Annotated in this window: 13 protein-coding genes; 6 read left to right on the top strand and 7 right to left on the bottom strand. The window is 48.4% G+C overall.

The window, feature by feature from the left end; genetic code table 11:
- Positions 1 to 12 precede the first annotated feature (12 nt).
- Positions 13 to 3,243, top strand: coding sequence for a carbamoyl-phosphate synthase (glutamine-hydrolyzing) large subunit (gene carB / locus BN93_RS12195; RefSeq protein ID WP_019188601.1), 3,231 nt, complete (start codon positions 13 to 15; stop codon positions 3,241 to 3,243).
- Positions 3,244 to 3,553: 310 nt separating this feature from the next.
- On the opposite strand, the gene BN93_RS12190 is transcribed toward carB, so the two are convergent.
- The 5 genes from BN93_RS12190 to BN93_RS12170 form a co-directional block, all read right to left on the bottom strand.
- A complete protein-coding gene (locus BN93_RS12190; protein ID WP_232211181.1) occupies positions 3,554 to 4,024 on the bottom strand; it encodes a hypothetical protein in 471 nt (156 codons plus the stop codon).
- 104 nt (positions 4,025 to 4,128) lie between these two features.
- The gene (gene ruvC, locus BN93_RS12185) at positions 4,129 to 4,701 is read right to left on the bottom strand and encodes a crossover junction endodeoxyribonuclease RuvC (RefSeq protein WP_019188599.1); all 573 of its coding nucleotides are present in this window, start codon (positions 4,699 to 4,701) and stop codon (positions 4,129 to 4,131) included.
- Positions 4,702 to 4,911: 210 nt separating this feature from the next.
- Positions 4,912 to 5,556, bottom strand: coding sequence for an MBL fold metallo-hydrolase (locus tag BN93_RS12180; protein ID WP_044260686.1), 645 nt, complete (start codon positions 5,554 to 5,556; stop codon positions 4,912 to 4,914).
- Positions 5,557 to 5,659: 103 nt separating this feature from the next.
- Complete coding sequence (gene rsmG, locus BN93_RS12175) at positions 5,660 to 6,280, bottom strand: 16S rRNA (guanine(527)-N(7))-methyltransferase RsmG (protein WP_019188597.1); 621 nt, start codon at positions 6,278 to 6,280, stop codon at positions 5,660 to 5,662.
- Positions 6,281 to 6,379: 99 nt separating this feature from the next.
- Positions 6,380 to 7,180, bottom strand: a complete 801-nt coding sequence (locus BN93_RS12170) for an RsiV family protein (RefSeq protein WP_019188596.1) — start codon at positions 7,178 to 7,180, stop codon at positions 6,380 to 6,382.
- A 323-nt stretch (positions 7,181 to 7,503) separates the two neighbouring features.
- Here BN93_RS12170 and BN93_RS12165 point away from each other — a divergent pair, with 323 nt between their 5' ends.
- Entirely contained in the window at positions 7,504 to 8,076 is a 573-nt protein-coding gene (locus tag BN93_RS12165) for a 30S ribosomal protein S16 (protein WP_019188595.1), read from the top strand.
- 336 nt (positions 8,077 to 8,412) lie between these two features.
- Positions 8,413 to 9,045, top strand: coding sequence for a helix-turn-helix transcriptional regulator (locus tag BN93_RS12160; RefSeq protein ID WP_019188594.1), 633 nt, complete (start codon positions 8,413 to 8,415; stop codon positions 9,043 to 9,045).
- 241 nt (positions 9,046 to 9,286) lie between these two features.
- On the opposite strand, the gene BN93_RS12155 is transcribed toward BN93_RS12160, so the two are convergent.
- Complete coding sequence (locus BN93_RS12155; RefSeq protein WP_009229142.1) at positions 9,287 to 11,365, bottom strand: DUF7017 domain-containing protein; 2,079 nt, start codon at positions 11,363 to 11,365, stop codon at positions 9,287 to 9,289.
- 1,071 nt (positions 11,366 to 12,436) lie between these two features.
- On the opposite strand from BN93_RS12155, the gene BN93_RS18080 reads away from it, so the two are divergent.
- Both BN93_RS18080 and BN93_RS12140 read left to right on the top strand, forming a co-directional pair.
- A complete protein-coding gene (locus BN93_RS18080) occupies positions 12,437 to 14,014 on the top strand; it encodes an SEC-C metal-binding domain-containing protein (RefSeq protein ID WP_198007522.1) in 1,578 nt (525 codons plus the stop codon).
- A gap of 358 nt (positions 14,015 to 14,372) precedes the next feature.
- The gene (locus BN93_RS12140; RefSeq protein WP_019188591.1) at positions 14,373 to 14,810 is read left to right on the top strand and encodes a hypothetical protein; all 438 of its coding nucleotides are present in this window, start codon (positions 14,373 to 14,375) and stop codon (positions 14,808 to 14,810) included.
- 76 nt (positions 14,811 to 14,886) lie between these two features.
- On the opposite strand, the gene prmA is transcribed toward BN93_RS12140, so the two are convergent.
- The gene (gene prmA, locus BN93_RS12135; RefSeq protein ID WP_019188590.1) at positions 14,887 to 15,756 is read right to left on the bottom strand and encodes a 50S ribosomal protein L11 methyltransferase; all 870 of its coding nucleotides are present in this window, start codon (positions 15,754 to 15,756) and stop codon (positions 14,887 to 14,889) included.
- Between the two features lie 246 nt (positions 15,757 to 16,002).
- On the opposite strand from prmA, the gene BN93_RS18075 reads away from it, so the two are divergent.
- Positions 16,003 to 16,798 (top strand): hypothetical protein (locus tag BN93_RS18075; protein WP_052311380.1); only part of this gene is annotated, 796 nt, incomplete at its 3' end.

The following is a 16,798-nucleotide window of genomic DNA, read 5'->3' as shown; positions in this document are numbered from 1 at the left end:
CCCTTAGAGAAAATGAAAGACGAAAGCATAAAGAAAGTATTGCTGCTGGGTTCCGGCGCATTGAAGATTGGCGAAGCGGGTGAGTTCGACTACTCTGGCTCGCAAGCACTCAAAGCCCTGCGCGAAGAGGGCGTTAAAACAGTGCTTATCAACCCCAACATCGCCACGGTGCAAACCTCAGAAGGCGTAGCCGACCAAATATATTTCCTACCCGTTCAGCCGTATTTCGTTGAAAGGGTTATCGAAAAAGAGCGTCCCGACGGCATACTCTTGGCCTTTGGCGGACAAACGGCGCTTAACTGCGGCGTAGAGCTTTATCAAAGCGGCGTTCTCGAAAAGTATGGCGTTAAAGTACTGGGTACACCCGTGCAAGCCATCATGGACACCGAAGACCGAGAATTGTTTGTTGAGAAACTGAACGAGATTAATGTCAAGACCATCAAGAGCGAGGCCTGCGCCAACATCGAGCAAGCACGTAGAGCCGCTGCAAGCCTTGGCTATCCCGTTATCTTGCGAGCAGCTTATGCCCTTGGCGGACTAGGCAGTGGCTTTTGCGACAACGAGGAAGAGCTGAACAAGCTAGCCGAGAAAGCATTCTCCTTCTCACCACAAGTGCTGGTAGAGAAAAGCCTTAAAGGATGGAAAGAGATTGAATACGAAGTGGTGCGCGACCGCTACGACAACTGCATAACCGTCTGCAACATGGAGAACTTCGACCCGCTTGGCATACATACAGGCGAGAGCATCGTTGTTGCCCCTTCACAAACGCTTAGCAATAGCGAATACCACAAGCTGCGCGCACTCTCCATTAAGATTATCCGCCACATCGGAATCGTCGGCGAATGCAACGTGCAATATGCCTTCGACCCAAAGAGCGAAGATTATCGCGTTATCGAAGTAAACGCGCGCCTTAGCCGTTCGTCGGCCCTAGCATCAAAGGCCACTGGCTATCCGCTGGCTTTCGTTGCAGCCAAGTTGGGCATGGGTTACGGACTGTTCGAACTGAAAAACTCGGTAACAAAGACCACCAGCGCTTTCTTCGAACCCGCCCTCGACTACGTTGTCTGCAAGATACCACGTTGGGACTTGAGCAAGTTCCGCGGCGTAGACAAGGAACTTGGCTCGTCGATGAAGTCGGTTGGCGAGGTTTTGGCCATCGGCCGCACCTTCGAAGAGGCCATCCAAAAGGGCCTGCGCATGATTGGCCAAGGCATGCACGGCTTTGTTGAAAACAAGGAATTGAAGATCGACGACATCGATGCAGCACTGCGCGAACCCACAGACAAACGCGTGTTCATCATCTCGAAAGCCATGCACAAAGGCTATACCATCGACCAGATACACGAACTCACGAAGATAGACAAGTGGTTCTTGGAAAAGCTGAAACATATCATCGACATCGACGAGGCCTTGCAACGATGCACCAGCGTGAACGTATTGGATAAGGAATTGCTGCGAACGGCAAAGGTGTATGGCTTTACCGACTTCCAGATTGCTCGTGCCGTGGGACTTGAAAAGGAGATGGGCAACATGCACAAGGCCGCTTTGGTGGTACGAAACCTACGAAAGTCGTATGGCATTCTGCCCGTTGTAAAGCAAATAGACACGCTCGCAGCCGAATATCCTGCACAAACCAACTATCTTTACCTCACCTATTCGGGCGTGGCAAGCGACGTTCGGTTCGACAACTACCGCCGTTCTATAGTTGTTCTTGGTTCGGGTGCCTACCGTATCGGCTCTTCTGTAGAGTTCGACTGGTGCGGCGTGCAAGCCCTTAACACCATTAGGCGTGAGGGTTATCGGTCGGTTATGATTAACTATAACCCCGAAACGGTATCTACCGACTACGACATGTGCGACCGTCTGTACTTCGACGAGTTGACATTTGAACGCGTGATGGACGTTATCGACCTCGAAACGCCCAACGGCGTGATTGTGTCTACCGGCGGACAGATACCCAACAACCTGGCCATGAAACTCGATGAGCAACATGTACCCATACTAGGAACATCGGCAACAGACATCGACAACGCCGAAGACCGCGCCAAGTTCTCGTCCATGCTCACCCGAAACGGCATCAACCAACCCGAATGGAGCGCGCTAACATCGATGGATAAGATTAATGAATTTATCGACCGCGTAGGTTTCCCCGTGCTGGTTCGCCCCTCTTACGTACTGTCGGGTGCGGCCATGAACGTTTGTTCAAACCGCGAAGAGCTTGAACGTTTCTTGCAATTGGCCGCCAATGTCAGCGAAGACCACCCCGTAGTGGTGAGTCGTTTCATCGAACACGCCAAGGAAATAGAGATGGATGCCGTGGCCAAAGACGGAGAAATACTGGCCTACGCCATCAGCGAGCACATCGAGTTTGCCGGTGTTCACTCTGGCGATGCCACCATCCAATTCCCTCCACAGAAAGTTTACATAGAAACGGTACGCCGAATTAAACGCGTTAGCCGTCAGATAGCGAAAGAGTTGCACATATCGGGACCCTTCAACATCCAATTTATGGCACGCGATAACGACCTGCTGGTTATCGAATGTAACCTGCGCGCCTCGCGTTCGTTCCCCTTTGTGAGCAAGGTTCTTAAACTAAACCTCATTGATTTGGCCACACGCGTTATGCTTGGCCTACCTGTTGAGAAACCCAACAAGAACCTTTTCGACCTCGATTACGTGGGCATCAAGGCCTCGCAGTTCTCGTTTAACCGCCTACAAAAGGCCGACCCCGTGCTGGGAGTCGACATGGCATCTACTGGCGAAGTGGGTTGTTTGGGCGACGACACCAACGCTGCCCTGCTTACAAGCATGCTTTCGGTGGGTCATCGCATCCCGAAGAAAACCGTTCTGCTCTCAACAGGCGGCGGAAAACAAAAGGCCGAGATGCTGGATGCCGCCAAACGACTGGTAAACAACGGCTACGAATTGTATGCCACTAGCGGCACATCGCACTTCTTAACAGAGAACGGCATTGCCAACACCACCGTGTACTGGCCTACCGACGAGGGAATGGAACCCAAGGTGCTTGATGTGTTGCGCGATAAGAAGATAGATATGGTGGTGAATATCCCCAAAGACCTCACCCCACGCGAACTTACCAATGGTTACAGCATACGCCGCGCGGCCATCGACCTCAACATTCCGCTTATCACCAACACGCGTTTGGCCAGTGCATTCATCACGGCCTTTACCACTATGCGCGTTGAGGACATCGAGATTAAGGCATGGTCGGAGTATAAATAGCTTAAGCCGGTGCGCTTGTAAGTTATAGAGTTGATAGGCATATCTGCTCGTAAGCACTTTGTTTATGAACCAAATTCGATAAAGCCCACAAGCGCTAAAACCCTAAAAACGCAAGTCATGATACAATAAGGGGCTATGGAAGAAATATCCGTAGCCCCTTATTGTATTATATAATGTGTAGCGATAGTGCCGAACATTTTCGTTGCTCAAACGCCTTCGCCTATCAAAATAACGACTGCCTACCCCACCCTTTCCTTTATTTCACGCACAAAAGAAACGTTACGGTTGAGGAAAGGCAAGGTAAAAGCCTTTACTTTTTACTGCGAATTTCGGCCAATGCCTTCACCCAGTCGGTGTCTAATGAGAACTGCGTCATATAGTTGCCATTGTCATAATAGCTCAACACCAGTTCTTTATCCATGTCGTTAAAGCGACTGTTGTTGATGGAGGCGTTTTTAAAACGAGCCATAACCAACTCTTTCTGCGTTTTTTTCTTTGCCTCGGAAAGGCGTTTGAAGAACAAGTTGATGAACTCGTGCATGGCGTAAGCCTGCGTATCAAGCATACGAACGGTGCTGTCGGGCATCAGTTCTTTCGACTTCATCGCCATATAGTTCAGTTCGTCTACCTTAAACGTGGCCACCTTGCGCACGTCTATGCTCTTACTCTTATCGGATGCCGTTTGTTTCGACACCTTCAATATGCGCTTATACACCTCTTGTGCTTGCGCCGTAAACGCCGTGGTACATGCCATCAGCACCAAAATCAAAATCTTTTTCATTGCTGTTCCTTTCATTTTTTATACTTCTAATTTTATTGAGTTTGTGAGTTTTTGAGTATTGGGGTTGCGTATTTGTCACGAACTTAATCGCTTTAATCCTCAAGTTATTTGCCTGCCACGCGGTCTTGGTTGCGACTTACGAAGTCTTTCCAACCGCGATACTTGGTGTCTGTTTCGGGTCTGCCCATCTGTAAGAAGTGACAATAGGCTGCGCCAAGAGCATCGGTTGCATCCATAAACTTGGGCATATCGTCATCACTTAGTTTCAACATACGTTTCAACATACCAGCCACCTGCTCTTTCGAGGCCTGTCCTTGTCCCGTTATGGCCATCTTTATTTTCAATGGTGCATACTCGTGTATGGGAATGTCTCGCTGTATGGCAGCAGCGATAGCCACACCCTGCGCCCGCCCCAACTTCAACATCGATTGCACATTTTTACCAAAGAACGGTGCCTCGATAGCCAGTTCGTCGGGCAGATAGGCATCGATGATGCCCGAAACACGCTCGAAGATATGCCCCAAGCGCAAGTATGGGTCGGGCATCTTGCGCAAGTCGATAACGCCCATAGCCACCATCTGCGCCTTTTTGCCCACCACACGGATAACGCCGTAGCCCATCAACGTGGTACCAGGGTCGATACCCATTATTATCTTTTCTGCTTCTTCCTTATACATGAATCGATTTGTAAGTTGGAAACGAGTTAACGAGTTTATCTAGTTACCCTAGGCTTAACTAGCTTACTACTTACTACCTTTACTACTTACTACCTTTACTACTTACTACCTTTACTACTTACTACCTTTACTACTTACTACCTTTACTACTTACTACTTACTACCTTTACTACTTACTACCTTTACTCCTTATTACCTTTACTACTCCCCTTATCTATCCAAATACGGATTATGCGCAAGCTCGTAACCAATCGTTGTTTCTGGGCCATGCCCCGAAAACACGCGGGTTGTGTCGGGCAATTGCGACAGGTGGCGTATGCTTTGCATCATCTTAAACATACTTCCGCCAGGAAGGTCCACCCTGCCTATCGAGCCTTTGAAAAGCGTATCGCCCGTAAAGGCAACGTCTTCAGACTCGCAATAGAACACACAACTGCCCTCCGTATGGCCTGGCGTATGAATGATGGTGAACCGATGACTACCCCATTCGATGGTATCGGCCTCCGTAAGATATCGTTCCACGCGCGGTTGCTGTTCATCCAGTGGCATGTTCAGCAGATAAGCGGCCTGTTCGGGCAGATGTTCTAACAACTCGCCATCGTCTTCGTGCACCTCAGGACGCAAGCCGTACGTGGCAAACACAAAGGCATTTCCCAAGTTATGGTCCACATGCCCATGCGTAGCCAACAGTCGACGGGGCTTTAATTCGTTGTCGGCGATGTACTGCGTAAGCGCCGACTTATCTTTCTCGAAGAATGCGCCACAATCTATTATCACGCATTCCTTTGTTTCGTCTGATACAACATAGCAGTTTTCCTGCAACATGTTGCACATTATGTGATGTATATTCAGCATTGTGCTAAATCGTTTTGCATTTTATGTTATCGGTTCATCGTGGTCGCCCGCTATCTGCATTCAACCATTTCCCTAACCCCTTATTACTTGCGGCTACTACCCTTTACATAGGTACATACACCACGTTTTTCTCTTCAAACCACGCATCTTCGAACCAATTGCCCACAGGTGTAATGTCGACAACCTTCTTCACCGTGCGCGTTTCCGCATCAAGATTGCCCCCTTTGAGGCATATCAAGCCGTTGGGCAAGGCGTTGTGTTGTTCGCGCGAAATGTTCTTCTGCACTATTTTCATCAAATCGGGCAAGGGCATCACGGCTCGGCTCACCACAAAATCGTACTCGCCCCGCTCTTCTTCGCCTGCCTTTTGCTCGGCAGTAGCGTTGGTTAAGCCTATGGCTGCGGCAATTTCTTGCGTTACGCGTATCTTCTTCGCCGTGCGATCAATCAGCTTGAAACTGCATTCGGGAAACACGATTGCCAACGGAATGCCGGGGAAACCGCCCCCCGTACCAAAGTCTAGCACGCGTGTACCAGTCTTAAACTGCACATACTTGGCGATGGCCAGCGAGTGAAGTACGTGGTGCAGGTACAAGTTGTCGATGTCTTTTCGCGAAACCACGTTTATTCGTTCGTTCCATGTGCGGTATAGTTCGCCCAGTTGCGTTAGCTGTTCAAGCTGCGTGGCGGTCAGTTCGGTAAAATATTTACGTATCTCGTCCATTGTCTTTTCTGTTCCTTACGAGGTTTCATGCCTCGTTTCGTCTGTTGCGGACCCACATTTGTCGGGCAAATTCTGCCGCCGTGCGAGTCAATCCGCCATTCATTTCAATATTCTGCTCAACTCGCTACGACTCAAAGTAACGCTTATTTCGCCCACGGCGTGCGGTGCGATTTCGTCTTCACAATATATAAAGGTGAAACTATCATCGTCTATGGCGAAGTTGTCTGGCACATACACATGCCCATCGGCAAATATATCTTTCTTGTTCAACTCGTCCAATCCGTCGGCATTAAAGCGTTCGCCCACCTTTTTAAGCAACAATTCTTTCAGCGTAGGCTCGTAACCAGGCACGAAAACATCTTGCAGTTGCAGCACTTTTCCGGTGGTAACGTCGATGTTTCTCACCAACGTTTGGTTTATTCCATGTGCTCCACCGCCGAAAGTATATATCTTAGCCGTATAAACAACAATGTTCTCAGCTCCGTTTCGCGTGAAGGTTTTCACCTTATACTCGTAGTTATAGGATGAGGTGTGTTGCCTATCCTGCCTATACAGCGCGGCATAATCGGTTGCATAGTCGTTAAGCATACGTGTCACAAACGAGTCAACCGCCTGTTTCATGCTGAACTTTTGGTTGGTAAGTCCCAGATAATCGGGCATCAAGATGCCAGCATGCAGCAGCGCGTTGTTTATTTTGTCGGCGTTATTGCCTTTGGCGTACTGCAAATTAAGGCTGATTCGGCATTGCGGCGTTAGTTTCAAATCGGTCAACGCCACGGTGGTATCCACCACAATACTGTCGAAATCCAGCCCTTCAATCTTGGCCGAAGTAGCAGATTTGTTCGTGCAAGCAGCAAACGCCACAAGTGCAACGGCCCAAACGATGAGTATTCGTTTCATGTTATTCAATTACGTGATAATGTGCAAAGTTACGAATAAATTGCGCAAGATTGGGTTTCTTGGGTGTTAATCTGTGTTTTTTATGGGGAGTTGAGCGGTTTACAAGTTAACAAGTTGGCGAGTTGACAAGCTGGCGAATTAATGGGCGTAGCCATTTTTTCACCTTTTCACCTTTTCACCCTTTCACCCTTACTCCTCAACTCCTTCAAATCAATTTTTCTTCCTCTTCCTTGCTCATTATCAGAAAAATATGCGTACCTTTGCAGCCGCTGTCACGAGTTGACGGCATTAAATTCAAACCTAATTACATTTTAATTTGCACAATGGCAACAAAAATCAGATTACAACGCGGCGGCCGTAAGGGCTATGCTTTCTATGGCATCATTATCGCCGACGCAAGAGCACCACGTGATGGTAAATTTACTGAGAAGATTGGTACGTACAACCCCAACACCAATCCAGCAACCGTAGATTTGAATTTCGAACGCGCCCTGCATTGGGTAGAGTGTGGTGCACAACCCACCGACACCGTTCGCAACATCCTTAAAGGCGAAGGCGTTTACTTGATGAAACACCTACGTGGTGGCGTTAAGAAAGGCGCATTCGACGAGGCAACGGCACAAAAGAAGTTCGACGCTTGGAAAGAAGAGAAGAACAAGGGCAACGAAGCTATCCGTAACAACGAGGCTAAGGCCAAGAAAGACCTCGAAGCCAAAAAGCTAGAGGCTGAAAAGAGCGTCAACGCTGCTATCGCCAAGAAAGTAAACGAAAAGAAAGCTGCTGAGGCTGCCGCAAAAGCTGAGGCCGAGGCTGCTAACGCTGAAGTAGAAAACGCTGCCGAGGCAACAGCCGAAGCACCTGTTCAAGAGGCCAACGAGGCTCCTGCTGAAGCATAAAGCACAACGCTTTACAAACAACAAACGAGGGATATGCCACAAAACGGCATGTCCCTTTTTGCTTTCTTGTTTAATCAGCTAACAAGTTTACGAGTTGACAAGAAGACAAGTTTACGAGTTGACGAGCTGACAAGTTGACGAGTTAACAAGTGGATAAACTTATAAGTTGGCGGGGTTACGAGAGAATATGTTGGCAAGTTTAGTGGCGCAGCCATTTTTTCACCCTTTCACCTTTTCACCCTTTCACCTTTAAAAGGCGCAGCCATTTTTTCACCCTTTCACCCTTTCACTTTTTCACCTTTATAAGCCTTTTCACCTTTATAAGCCCTTTTCATTATGCTCATTCTATCCGACAATCAAGACATCACCCGAGCTGGTTTGCAATGGCTTTGCAGCGAAATGAAACATAACGACATCGCCATTGCCACGGACAAAACAACACTCGCTAGACTTCTCGAAGGACAAGAACACGCCACCGTGGTGTTGGACTATACTTTGTTCGACTTCACCAGTTTCGACGAATTGCTTATTTGGCAACAGCGATTTCACCGCGTGCAATGGCTTTTATTTAGCGAAACGCTTACCAGCGACTTCGTACGCGTGGTCGTTGCAAGCGGACCGCGCTTTGGCCTCATCCTCAAAGATGCACCCCTTCCGCAAATTCGCCAAGCCCTGCACGATGCCCTACGCGGAGAGCCATACCACTATGCGCCCCTTGTGCAAATGGCCAATGAACAATGGCAAGAAGTGGAACGGGTGAAACTTACAAAAACAGAAATGGAGGTATTACGCGACATCGCCCTAGGATTGACCACGAAAGAGATTGCCGAGAAACGTTTTTCTAGCTTTCATACCGTTAATACCCATCGCAAGAACATCTTCCGCAAGCTGAATGTGAACAATGTTCATGAAGCAACAAAATACGCCTTACGAGCAGGAATGGTAGATGCAGCAGAGTATTACATTTAAGAATGTGAGCAAATGAGCTGTTGGGCCTGCACCCTTGTAAACTTCTGGCGACGTGTTGACCCAAAAGGTTATTGGCCGTAATGGCTGTTAAACCTGCACTCTTGTAAACTTCTGGCGACGTGTTGACCAAAAAGGTTGTTGCCCGTAATGGCTGTTGAACCTGCGCCCTTACAAGTAGGTAACGACACCGTCCGACAAGCTAACGGGCGAAAGATTAACAAAAGCAGCACACGCCATGCCATCAAGCGTTCTTTTCTGGGCGCGGTTTAGGTTTGTTTTCTGCATCAACAAACTCTACCGCTATCGTTCGGCGCATGCCTTTACCTTCCTTCGTTGCGGCATCAACCCACCAGAGACGTGCCTTTATACCACAATCCACCCTACTCCTTATTATATAATAAGGAACGACAAATGTTAATCCGGCCTCATTCTTGGCCACATAGCGTTGTCTTTGTTCATCTGCCCGAACGATTTGCACGGTTTCCAAGTGCCAAATATCCTGACCATTGGCAGCCGACGGGCGCATGGCTACGATGTTTTTTCGTTTGCCTTCTACTGCTATCTTGGCCTCAACGCAAGCAAACTTCGCCAAGCTGTGTCCACTAGGCCATTGCTTACGATTAACAGAAAGGGTGTTTCCATTGGTGTCGGCCAAGGCCACCTTGTCTGTTTTTCGGCCCGTTTTGGGATTAATTTGCGTAAAGAAGTTCATCACCACCAGCAGGTTCCAATGCAAATCGGGGAACAAGAAGTCGTGGGCTGCATCTAAGTGGGCATTATAGAAAGCCGAAACATCGGCACAAGGGGCGATGCCTGGCGGCATGGCATTGGCTAAGGCCTGCATTTCGGGTGTTGGCGTCCAGCCGTTTCGCCGATAGGTTTCCACATACGCGTTAATCTGCGCTTGAGCCTCAGACAACAAGCCCTGCCCTTTAAGCAACAAGGCCAGCATAAAATGAACCTTACCCAAGAACTCGTCCTTGGGTTGCAGCAATATGGCCTTACACAGAGCCGATAGTTTAAGCTGTTCGTCTGGTGTAATGTCGGCCAGCTCCTTCCATAAGTAAAAACGCTGTTGCTTACGTATTAGGCAACGAAGTGTTTCAAGTGCCTCGTGGTCCTTACACGCAGCCAACTTAACTTTCACCCATAGCCGCATCAAGCTTTCGTTGTCGGCATAGGCATCAAGAGCCTTTTGCAGGATGGCGGGTGGCCGCTCGTTCAGCCTTCTCAGTTCGTGTTTCTCGCATGCCGACAGCAAAGCAACAAGTGTTTTCTCTACCAATGCAGGGTATCGGCGGTCGTCTTTGGTGGTGCGCTGCCAGTCTTCATCCCTGAAATTGTCCATTCCCCACCCCTTAACAAACCGCAATGCCTGTCGCTGATGGGCTTTGGGCAGATGCCGAAGGTAGAAATGGAGAATGGCCGAATGGTATTCGTTGCGCACAAACGTTCCGCTTATCGTCTGCGCATAATGTTCAGCCAGACCAATGGCGGCCGTTTCGTCTTGTTTTTGCAGCTTGATTATTGCGAAATATTTACTTCGGGCATAGAGTTCTTTCACCTTTTCGTCTGTAAAACGCACGTTAGGCAAGAATGTATTGAGCACTTCTTGCAAGCCATAACCTAAATCGAAACAATGCTCCACAACGCGCTCGGCCAGTGGACGGAACGTTTGCTCCTCGTGTTGCGAGGGCTGGAAGTCGGCCTCGGCAAAGGCATTCACGTCCCAGGCAGCGATAAAATTCAGCAGTTTAAAGTCGGCAAACCGCTCCTTTACCGCGATAGCCATCAGCAACATTTGCGAGTGAAGTAAAGAAGGGCGTTGGTTTTTCAGCATGATATAGTTCAGTAAAGCCCTTCGTGCCGTAGCAGATTGGCATTCGGATGGCAGGCGTTTCAAATAGCGAAACACCACCCAGCCCACTCTTTCGTGCAAGGCAGTTGGCAAGTTTTCGCCCAAAAACGGCAGCAAGGCATCGTATGCTACCCTTTCGCAGCCGTCTTTACTCATTTGTTCGATGTGTCGTATCTGCGGATAAAAGGGCAGAGCGTGTTCTTTCAGCCGTTCGATAGCCTTGCTGGCAATGCCCTCCGTGTCGTTCATCAGGGGTTGCAGCTGTTCCAAAAGGGCGATGCGCTGGTTGGCCTCGTCCAATCGTTGTTCTTTGATTAGCCAGTCGCAGATGTCTTTCTGTACCCAAAACATAGCCATGCATGCATGTGGGCTTTTCTCGTATTGCCAATCGGCGTTGGCTTGTTGCAAGGCCTCATTCAGTCGGCCCGCTTTTCTTAGTGTCATGGTAGCAATAAAACTCATGGTTTAGGTTTAGTGGTTTCTTTGTAGTTAATAACGTCGACTTTGTTGTTTTATTTTAGGCAGGTTCTAAAAATAAAATGAAAAGCGGGCTTAAAAGGAGAAAAGACACAAGCATGGAAACTTTTAGGGCACGCCCGACAATGTAATCTTTTGCGCATAAATTTTAACACTATGGCTGCGAAATTCATGGCCAATCGCCAACCTTGCCGCAAAAAATCGATTCTCGCGAAGGTTAGTTTTGATGCTAAAAGGGGTAGCCTGTGAATGCAGACAAAATGAATTTTTATTTAGAAAACTGCCATTTGGACCAGATTTTGGGGCTATTTGCCGCTAAATGGAGTGCGTTTTGATGCTAAACGCAGTGCAATATGCCGCTAAACGCAGTGCGTTTTGATGCTAAATGCAATGCGTTTTGATGCTAAATGCAAGATGAAATGCGGCAAAATGCGAGATGAAAAGCATAAAAATACGCTGAAAAGGTATAAATAAAACCTCTTGGAGGCATTAAAAACAGGACTAAAAAGGACAAAATAGCCATTAAAAAGTGGCGTTTTAGGAGCTAAAAGTGCGTAATTGGGCTTGAAAAATATCGAGACGGCAGCCAAACTAGAAAGGCAAAATGGTGCAAAATGCAGGTTTTGCTCCTAAAAACAGACAAGACAAAAGACGTGAAAGGCTAGAAATTGTGGCTATTTGCCTATTTTATAGCCGACATTTTCGCTAGAATGGAGTGAGAATTAGAACGATTTTGTAAAATTAATAATAACAATTTAATATTTCGAGTTGAGGAGTTTGTGAGGTGGTAAGTTTCCGAGTTGAGGAGTTTGTGAATTGATGAATTGGTGAGTTGGTGATGGGCCTTAACCATCGGCCACAACGCGGCGAGCCATTCGGCACACAACAAAACCGAGTAAGAAGTTTGTAACTATGAAAGAAATTTTGTAACTTCGCACATGCGGACAGGGCTGCCCCATTAACATGTATGTCACCGCGTATGCACCGCAGTGTTACCCACAAAAAGGCTTAGTGTTAGCACTAAGCCAACAAAAACTGATACAACCGCAAACAACAATGACAAGAACAATGACATTTAAAGAGTTTCAAGAAGCACTAAAAAAACTGGATACTTTCAAGTTGAGAAGGGGCAAAAAACTATTCGCACTGGTGAATGTAACACGCGAAACAGCCACCCTCACCGAAGTGGGCAGCACAAAGAACATGGATGTGCCCACAAAGATGCTATACGAAGCCTTCAAAGACTTGGAGGTACAAGGCGAATGCACCACCAAAGACTTGACGCCATACGTACAAAGCACGGCCGCACCGGCCTGCGCCGCACTGTTAAACAGCGTATTTGATGTGGAAATTGATGAAGAGCTGAACAGGGTGACTAACGAAATAGAAAACACGTACCAAGAGTTGCTAGACTTGTATGTGTCCGACGACTTTCTGTTCGAGCCCAGTGGTTTTGACCTTGAGCCAACTTCATACAAAAAGGCACTGGGCGAAATGAACCCAAACATGCTAGAACAGGAAGCCTTCCTCCTCGGCGCGCCAAGCACCATTAAGGCGACTAGGGCATCGTCGATGAAGAAAATGCAGCAAGACATCTACAAATTTGTTACCCAACACCCCGAGGAATGGCTGCTAGGACTTCCGATGCGCGACTTGTATTTACTACAAGAAATGGTAAACGGAAAGTTGGTGAGGGTTGATTACAGCCACACACCGCCCACCTTAAACTGGCTAAGAATCGTTATGGACACAGCGATAGACGGCAAGGAGGGCGAATATATAGCTATATACGACGACCTTAAAGAGGTTCTGCAACCACTAATCCGCCCCACCATCATCGCTAAGCTGACGTTAGCCGAGTTTACTTTGGAGACCTTGCTGGTGGGACTGATGAACACGGTGGGATGGATTAGCCGCAAAAAAGCCATCCAAATATTGTCGGAAAGAATGCGGAAAGAGATGGGAAAAGAAATGGGTATGTTCGTGAACATCTATTTTGAACACAGCATACTGACGAAAATCTTTACCTGTGCCGCCTCTTGGGACAAACAAGGCGGTACATTGTGTACGCCGCGACTGAAAGACATGCCCAACCTAGGCAAAAGCGATTGGGAGGACGACGACCGTCCCGAGCTTTCATTCGACGACTTAATGCTGCGCGGCCTCTACCCTTTCATTCGCCCCATAAACGCCGAAGAACAGGATTTCTTCGACTTACTAACGAGAAAGGGGTTCAGTGAGGATGAAGCCTTTGTGCATTTTACCCAAATTTTCCACCGCATTCAGGAAGAGCGCATGCCTAACGGAAAACTGTTAAGCGAAATTATTGAGGTATTTCCACAAAGTAAGTTACCCAGCGACAAAGACATAAGCATCATCACCACATTCGTAAACAACGTTCCTCGTCCGCATTTCAATGGGTATTCGCCAGAACAGATAGCGAGCAAACGACTGCGACCGAACGCCCACTTTGCCGCTGCAAACCCCATGTTCAACATAGACTCTCCCTTTGACAGCGGTTTTAAAAATCCCTTTGGCAATTTAAACTTGGAGCAACCTAAGGTTGGGCGCAACGAACCCTGCCCCTGCGGAAGCGGAAAGAAGTATAAAAAATGCTGCGGAAGAGAAAACTAAACCCGTAAGGGGCAAACACCGCCCCACCCCGTACCGCTAGGAAACAGCCTTTAAGGCGGGGCTGCGCTTTGCCCCGCCCTCTGTTTTTTGGGGCATTGGAGCTGGTCTTTGCGCGTTTCAAGGGGCTTGCTTTTAAGGGGATTTTGCCCCATGTGCCCATGCCGTTTCGTGGTAGGAACAAAGAGTCGCGGCGCAAAATTGTCGGCCGTTAGCCCATCCACTACAACCCCACAACGCAGGCACACCATCCCCTACCGCCAAGATGAAATATCCTTAAAAGACGAACATTTTTTATACAAACGCGCTTGCCTTTGCGGTTTTTTACTATCTTTGCAATACCATTAAAACAATTTGCATTATGAAAGCTACGGAACAAACCATCATGCAGGTGGAACGCGCCATCAACAAAATAGCGCAAAAGTTTCCAAACCTAGAAAACAACACCGCCCTCACCGACATCCACATTAGGGTTTCGCAAGACTCAGGCGAGCTGCTTGCCTTCGACGACGACGACAGGGAGATAACCCGCTGCGTGGTTGAGCAGTGGATTGAAAGCAAGGACGAACACTTTTACCACAGCGTTACACACATTTTGCAAGGCTGCTTACGAAGACTGAACAACGTGGTAGAAAGGATGGGCATTCTCAGACCATTCAGCTTTGTGCTCGAAGACGATGAGAAGAACCATGTGGCAGAGCTGCATCTCGTTGACGATGATACAAGTATCATCACGGGAGAGCTGCTCCAAAACCTTGATGAAGACCTTGATAGTTTCATGAAAGACTTGATGAAATAACGCCAAACGCCACGTCTACACAATGCCCACACGCCAGGCATCGTGCCTTTGTTCGGCCCTTAACCGTAGCGCTTAGTTATTCTTTACAGAACGTTAAACACGCCCAATTTTCCTGTTCGCGCTCCGAAATGAGCCTCAACCCCAAGTCGGCAGCCGCCTCAACAAGCATCGGTACGTCCGTTTGGTAAAATCCGCTGAACACAATTCTTCCCCCCTGCGCCATCATTTGCACCCAACGGGGCATGTCGGCCAAAAGAATATTGCGGTTGATGTTGGCCATAACCACGTCAAACAGTCCGTCGCCGGCGTTCAATGTCGTGGCGTCGCCCTTGCGCACAGCCATGTTTTGCACACCGTTCAGGTCGGCATTGTGCAGGCTGTTGTCCACACTCCACTCATCAACATCGTATCCCAACACCCTATCTGCCCCCAATTTAGAAGCCACAATGCCCAAGATGCCCGTTCCGCAGCCGCAGTCTAGTATGCGTTTGCCTTTCAAGGGCATACTCAGCAGTTGGGCAACAACCATCTGCGTGGTTTCGTGTGCGCCCGTTCCAAAGGCTTGTCGCGGTTCGATGGCCACTTGCAGGTCGAACCCCACAGGCAAGTCGGCCTGCGAATAATGTCGCGCATCGTATATCATGCAACGCCCATCAATGCAGATTGGCTCAAAACCGCTGGCCTCCCACGCCTCGTTCCAGTTGCGATTTTCTGCCTCAACCATTTCGTAAGCAATGCTTGTCGAGGCAATGGGGAAGTCGGCGATAGCCTCATCCAATGCCATTTTGTCCAGTAATTGCGGCTGAACATAACCCACCAACTTATTATCCGTTTCTTCAAAAGCCTCGAAACCAGCCGCCGCAGCAAGGTCGGCAAGCAGGTCTTTGGCTGCATCCATGTATTCTTCCGCCACGTTCAGCGTGAAGACCGTTTTGAGATATTCCATATATAGATGTGCTTTTATCTTTAAGTAATGTCAAACAAGCCGCCTAATCCGACTTGTCGGACCAGTCCGACTAGTCCGACCTGTCCGACCCGTCCGACTAGCCCGACTAGTCGGACGTGCCTCGCAAAAATACTAAAAAAATAGGGAAAATCCCCCTTTTAGTTAGGGAAAATCCTTATATTTGCATAACTATCATTAGTAAATTTGCAACGTAACAACTTGCCTTTGGCAGAAAGGAACATTGACATGAAAAGATTAGGATTATTGGCAATCGGCTTGACACTGGGGACATTCACGGCAATGGCCCAAACAGACGATGTGTATTTCGTACCTAAAAAATCAGACAGGATTAACAAAGAATATCAAGACAAGGGGGAACGCGATGCCGATGTGTATTATTCGGGGTCGAACAGGAATGTAGACGAGTACAATCGCCGCAATCGAAACGGCAGCAGTTACCAAAAGATTAGGCGTGACTCGCTAGGCAACGTCATCGTTGAAGAAGACGTTAGTGCCATGTCTTCGGACCGCAACCGTTCGCGACGAGACTGGCGCGACAGGCGCGACTATTACGATGACGACGACTATTATTATAGCCGCCGCGTTAGCCGTTTCTACGACCCGTGGTTCTTCGGCTACTATGCTTACTCGCCTTACTACGGCTACTCACGTTGGGATTGGGATTGGTACGACCCATTCTACTACGGTTATGGCCCACGTTGGCGTGGTTATTATTCTTATTGGTATAACGATTGGGCTTATCCCTATTACGGCTATGGTTGGCGTTCGCCCTACTATTATGGCGGCTACTACGGCCCATACTATGGATATTACAGCCCCTACTACAATTATGGCGGCTATTATTATTCGCCGGGCTACTACTCTTATGGCGGCGTAACAGGCACGCGCAATCATGGCAGCATGAGTTCGCGAGCAGCAAGAGACCGCACCGACTATCGTTACCAATACAACGACAACACTCGCTCGTCGGGCCGCAGCTATGGCAACAGCTACGAACGCAGCAGCAACGGCGACTTCTATA

Origin of the sequence: Prevotella conceptionensis 9403948 (assembly GCF_000312305.1) — a bacterium.
GTDB lineage: Bacteria > Bacteroidota > Bacteroidia > Bacteroidales > Bacteroidaceae > Prevotella > Prevotella conceptionensis.
This window is presented reverse-complemented; position numbering and strand designations above follow the sequence as displayed.

Coding starts and splice junctions, on each gene's coding strand:
- carB (WP_019188601.1), top strand. CDS start 13: ATGAAAGACGAAAGCATAAAGAAAGTATTGCTGCTGGGTTCCGGCGCA.
- BN93_RS12190 (WP_232211181.1), bottom strand. CDS start 4,024: ATGAAAAAGATTTTGATTTTGGTGCTGATGGCATGTACCACGGCGTTT.
- ruvC (WP_019188599.1), bottom strand. CDS start 4,701: ATGTATAAGGAAGAAGCAGAAAAGATAATAATGGGTATCGACCCTGGT.
- BN93_RS12180 (WP_044260686.1), bottom strand. CDS start 5,556: ATGCTGAATATACATCACATAATGTGCAACATGTTGCAGGAAAACTGC.
- rsmG (WP_019188597.1), bottom strand. CDS start 6,280: ATGGACGAGATACGTAAATATTTTACCGAACTGACCGCCACGCAGCTT.
- BN93_RS12170 (WP_019188596.1), bottom strand. CDS start 7,180: ATGAAACGAATACTCATCGTTTGGGCCGTTGCACTTGTGGCGTTTGCT.
- BN93_RS12165 (WP_019188595.1), top strand. CDS start 7,504: ATGGCAACAAAAATCAGATTACAACGCGGCGGCCGTAAGGGCTATGCT.
- BN93_RS12160 (WP_019188594.1), top strand. CDS start 8,413: ATGCTCATTCTATCCGACAATCAAGACATCACCCGAGCTGGTTTGCAA.
- BN93_RS12155 (WP_009229142.1), bottom strand. CDS start 11,365: ATGAGTTTTATTGCTACCATGACACTAAGAAAAGCGGGCCGACTGAAT.
- BN93_RS18080 (WP_198007522.1), top strand. CDS start 12,437: ATGACAAGAACAATGACATTTAAAGAGTTTCAAGAAGCACTAAAAAAA.
- BN93_RS12140 (WP_019188591.1), top strand. CDS start 14,373: ATGAAAGCTACGGAACAAACCATCATGCAGGTGGAACGCGCCATCAAC.
- prmA (WP_019188590.1), bottom strand. CDS start 15,756: ATGGAATATCTCAAAACGGTCTTCACGCTGAACGTGGCGGAAGAATAC.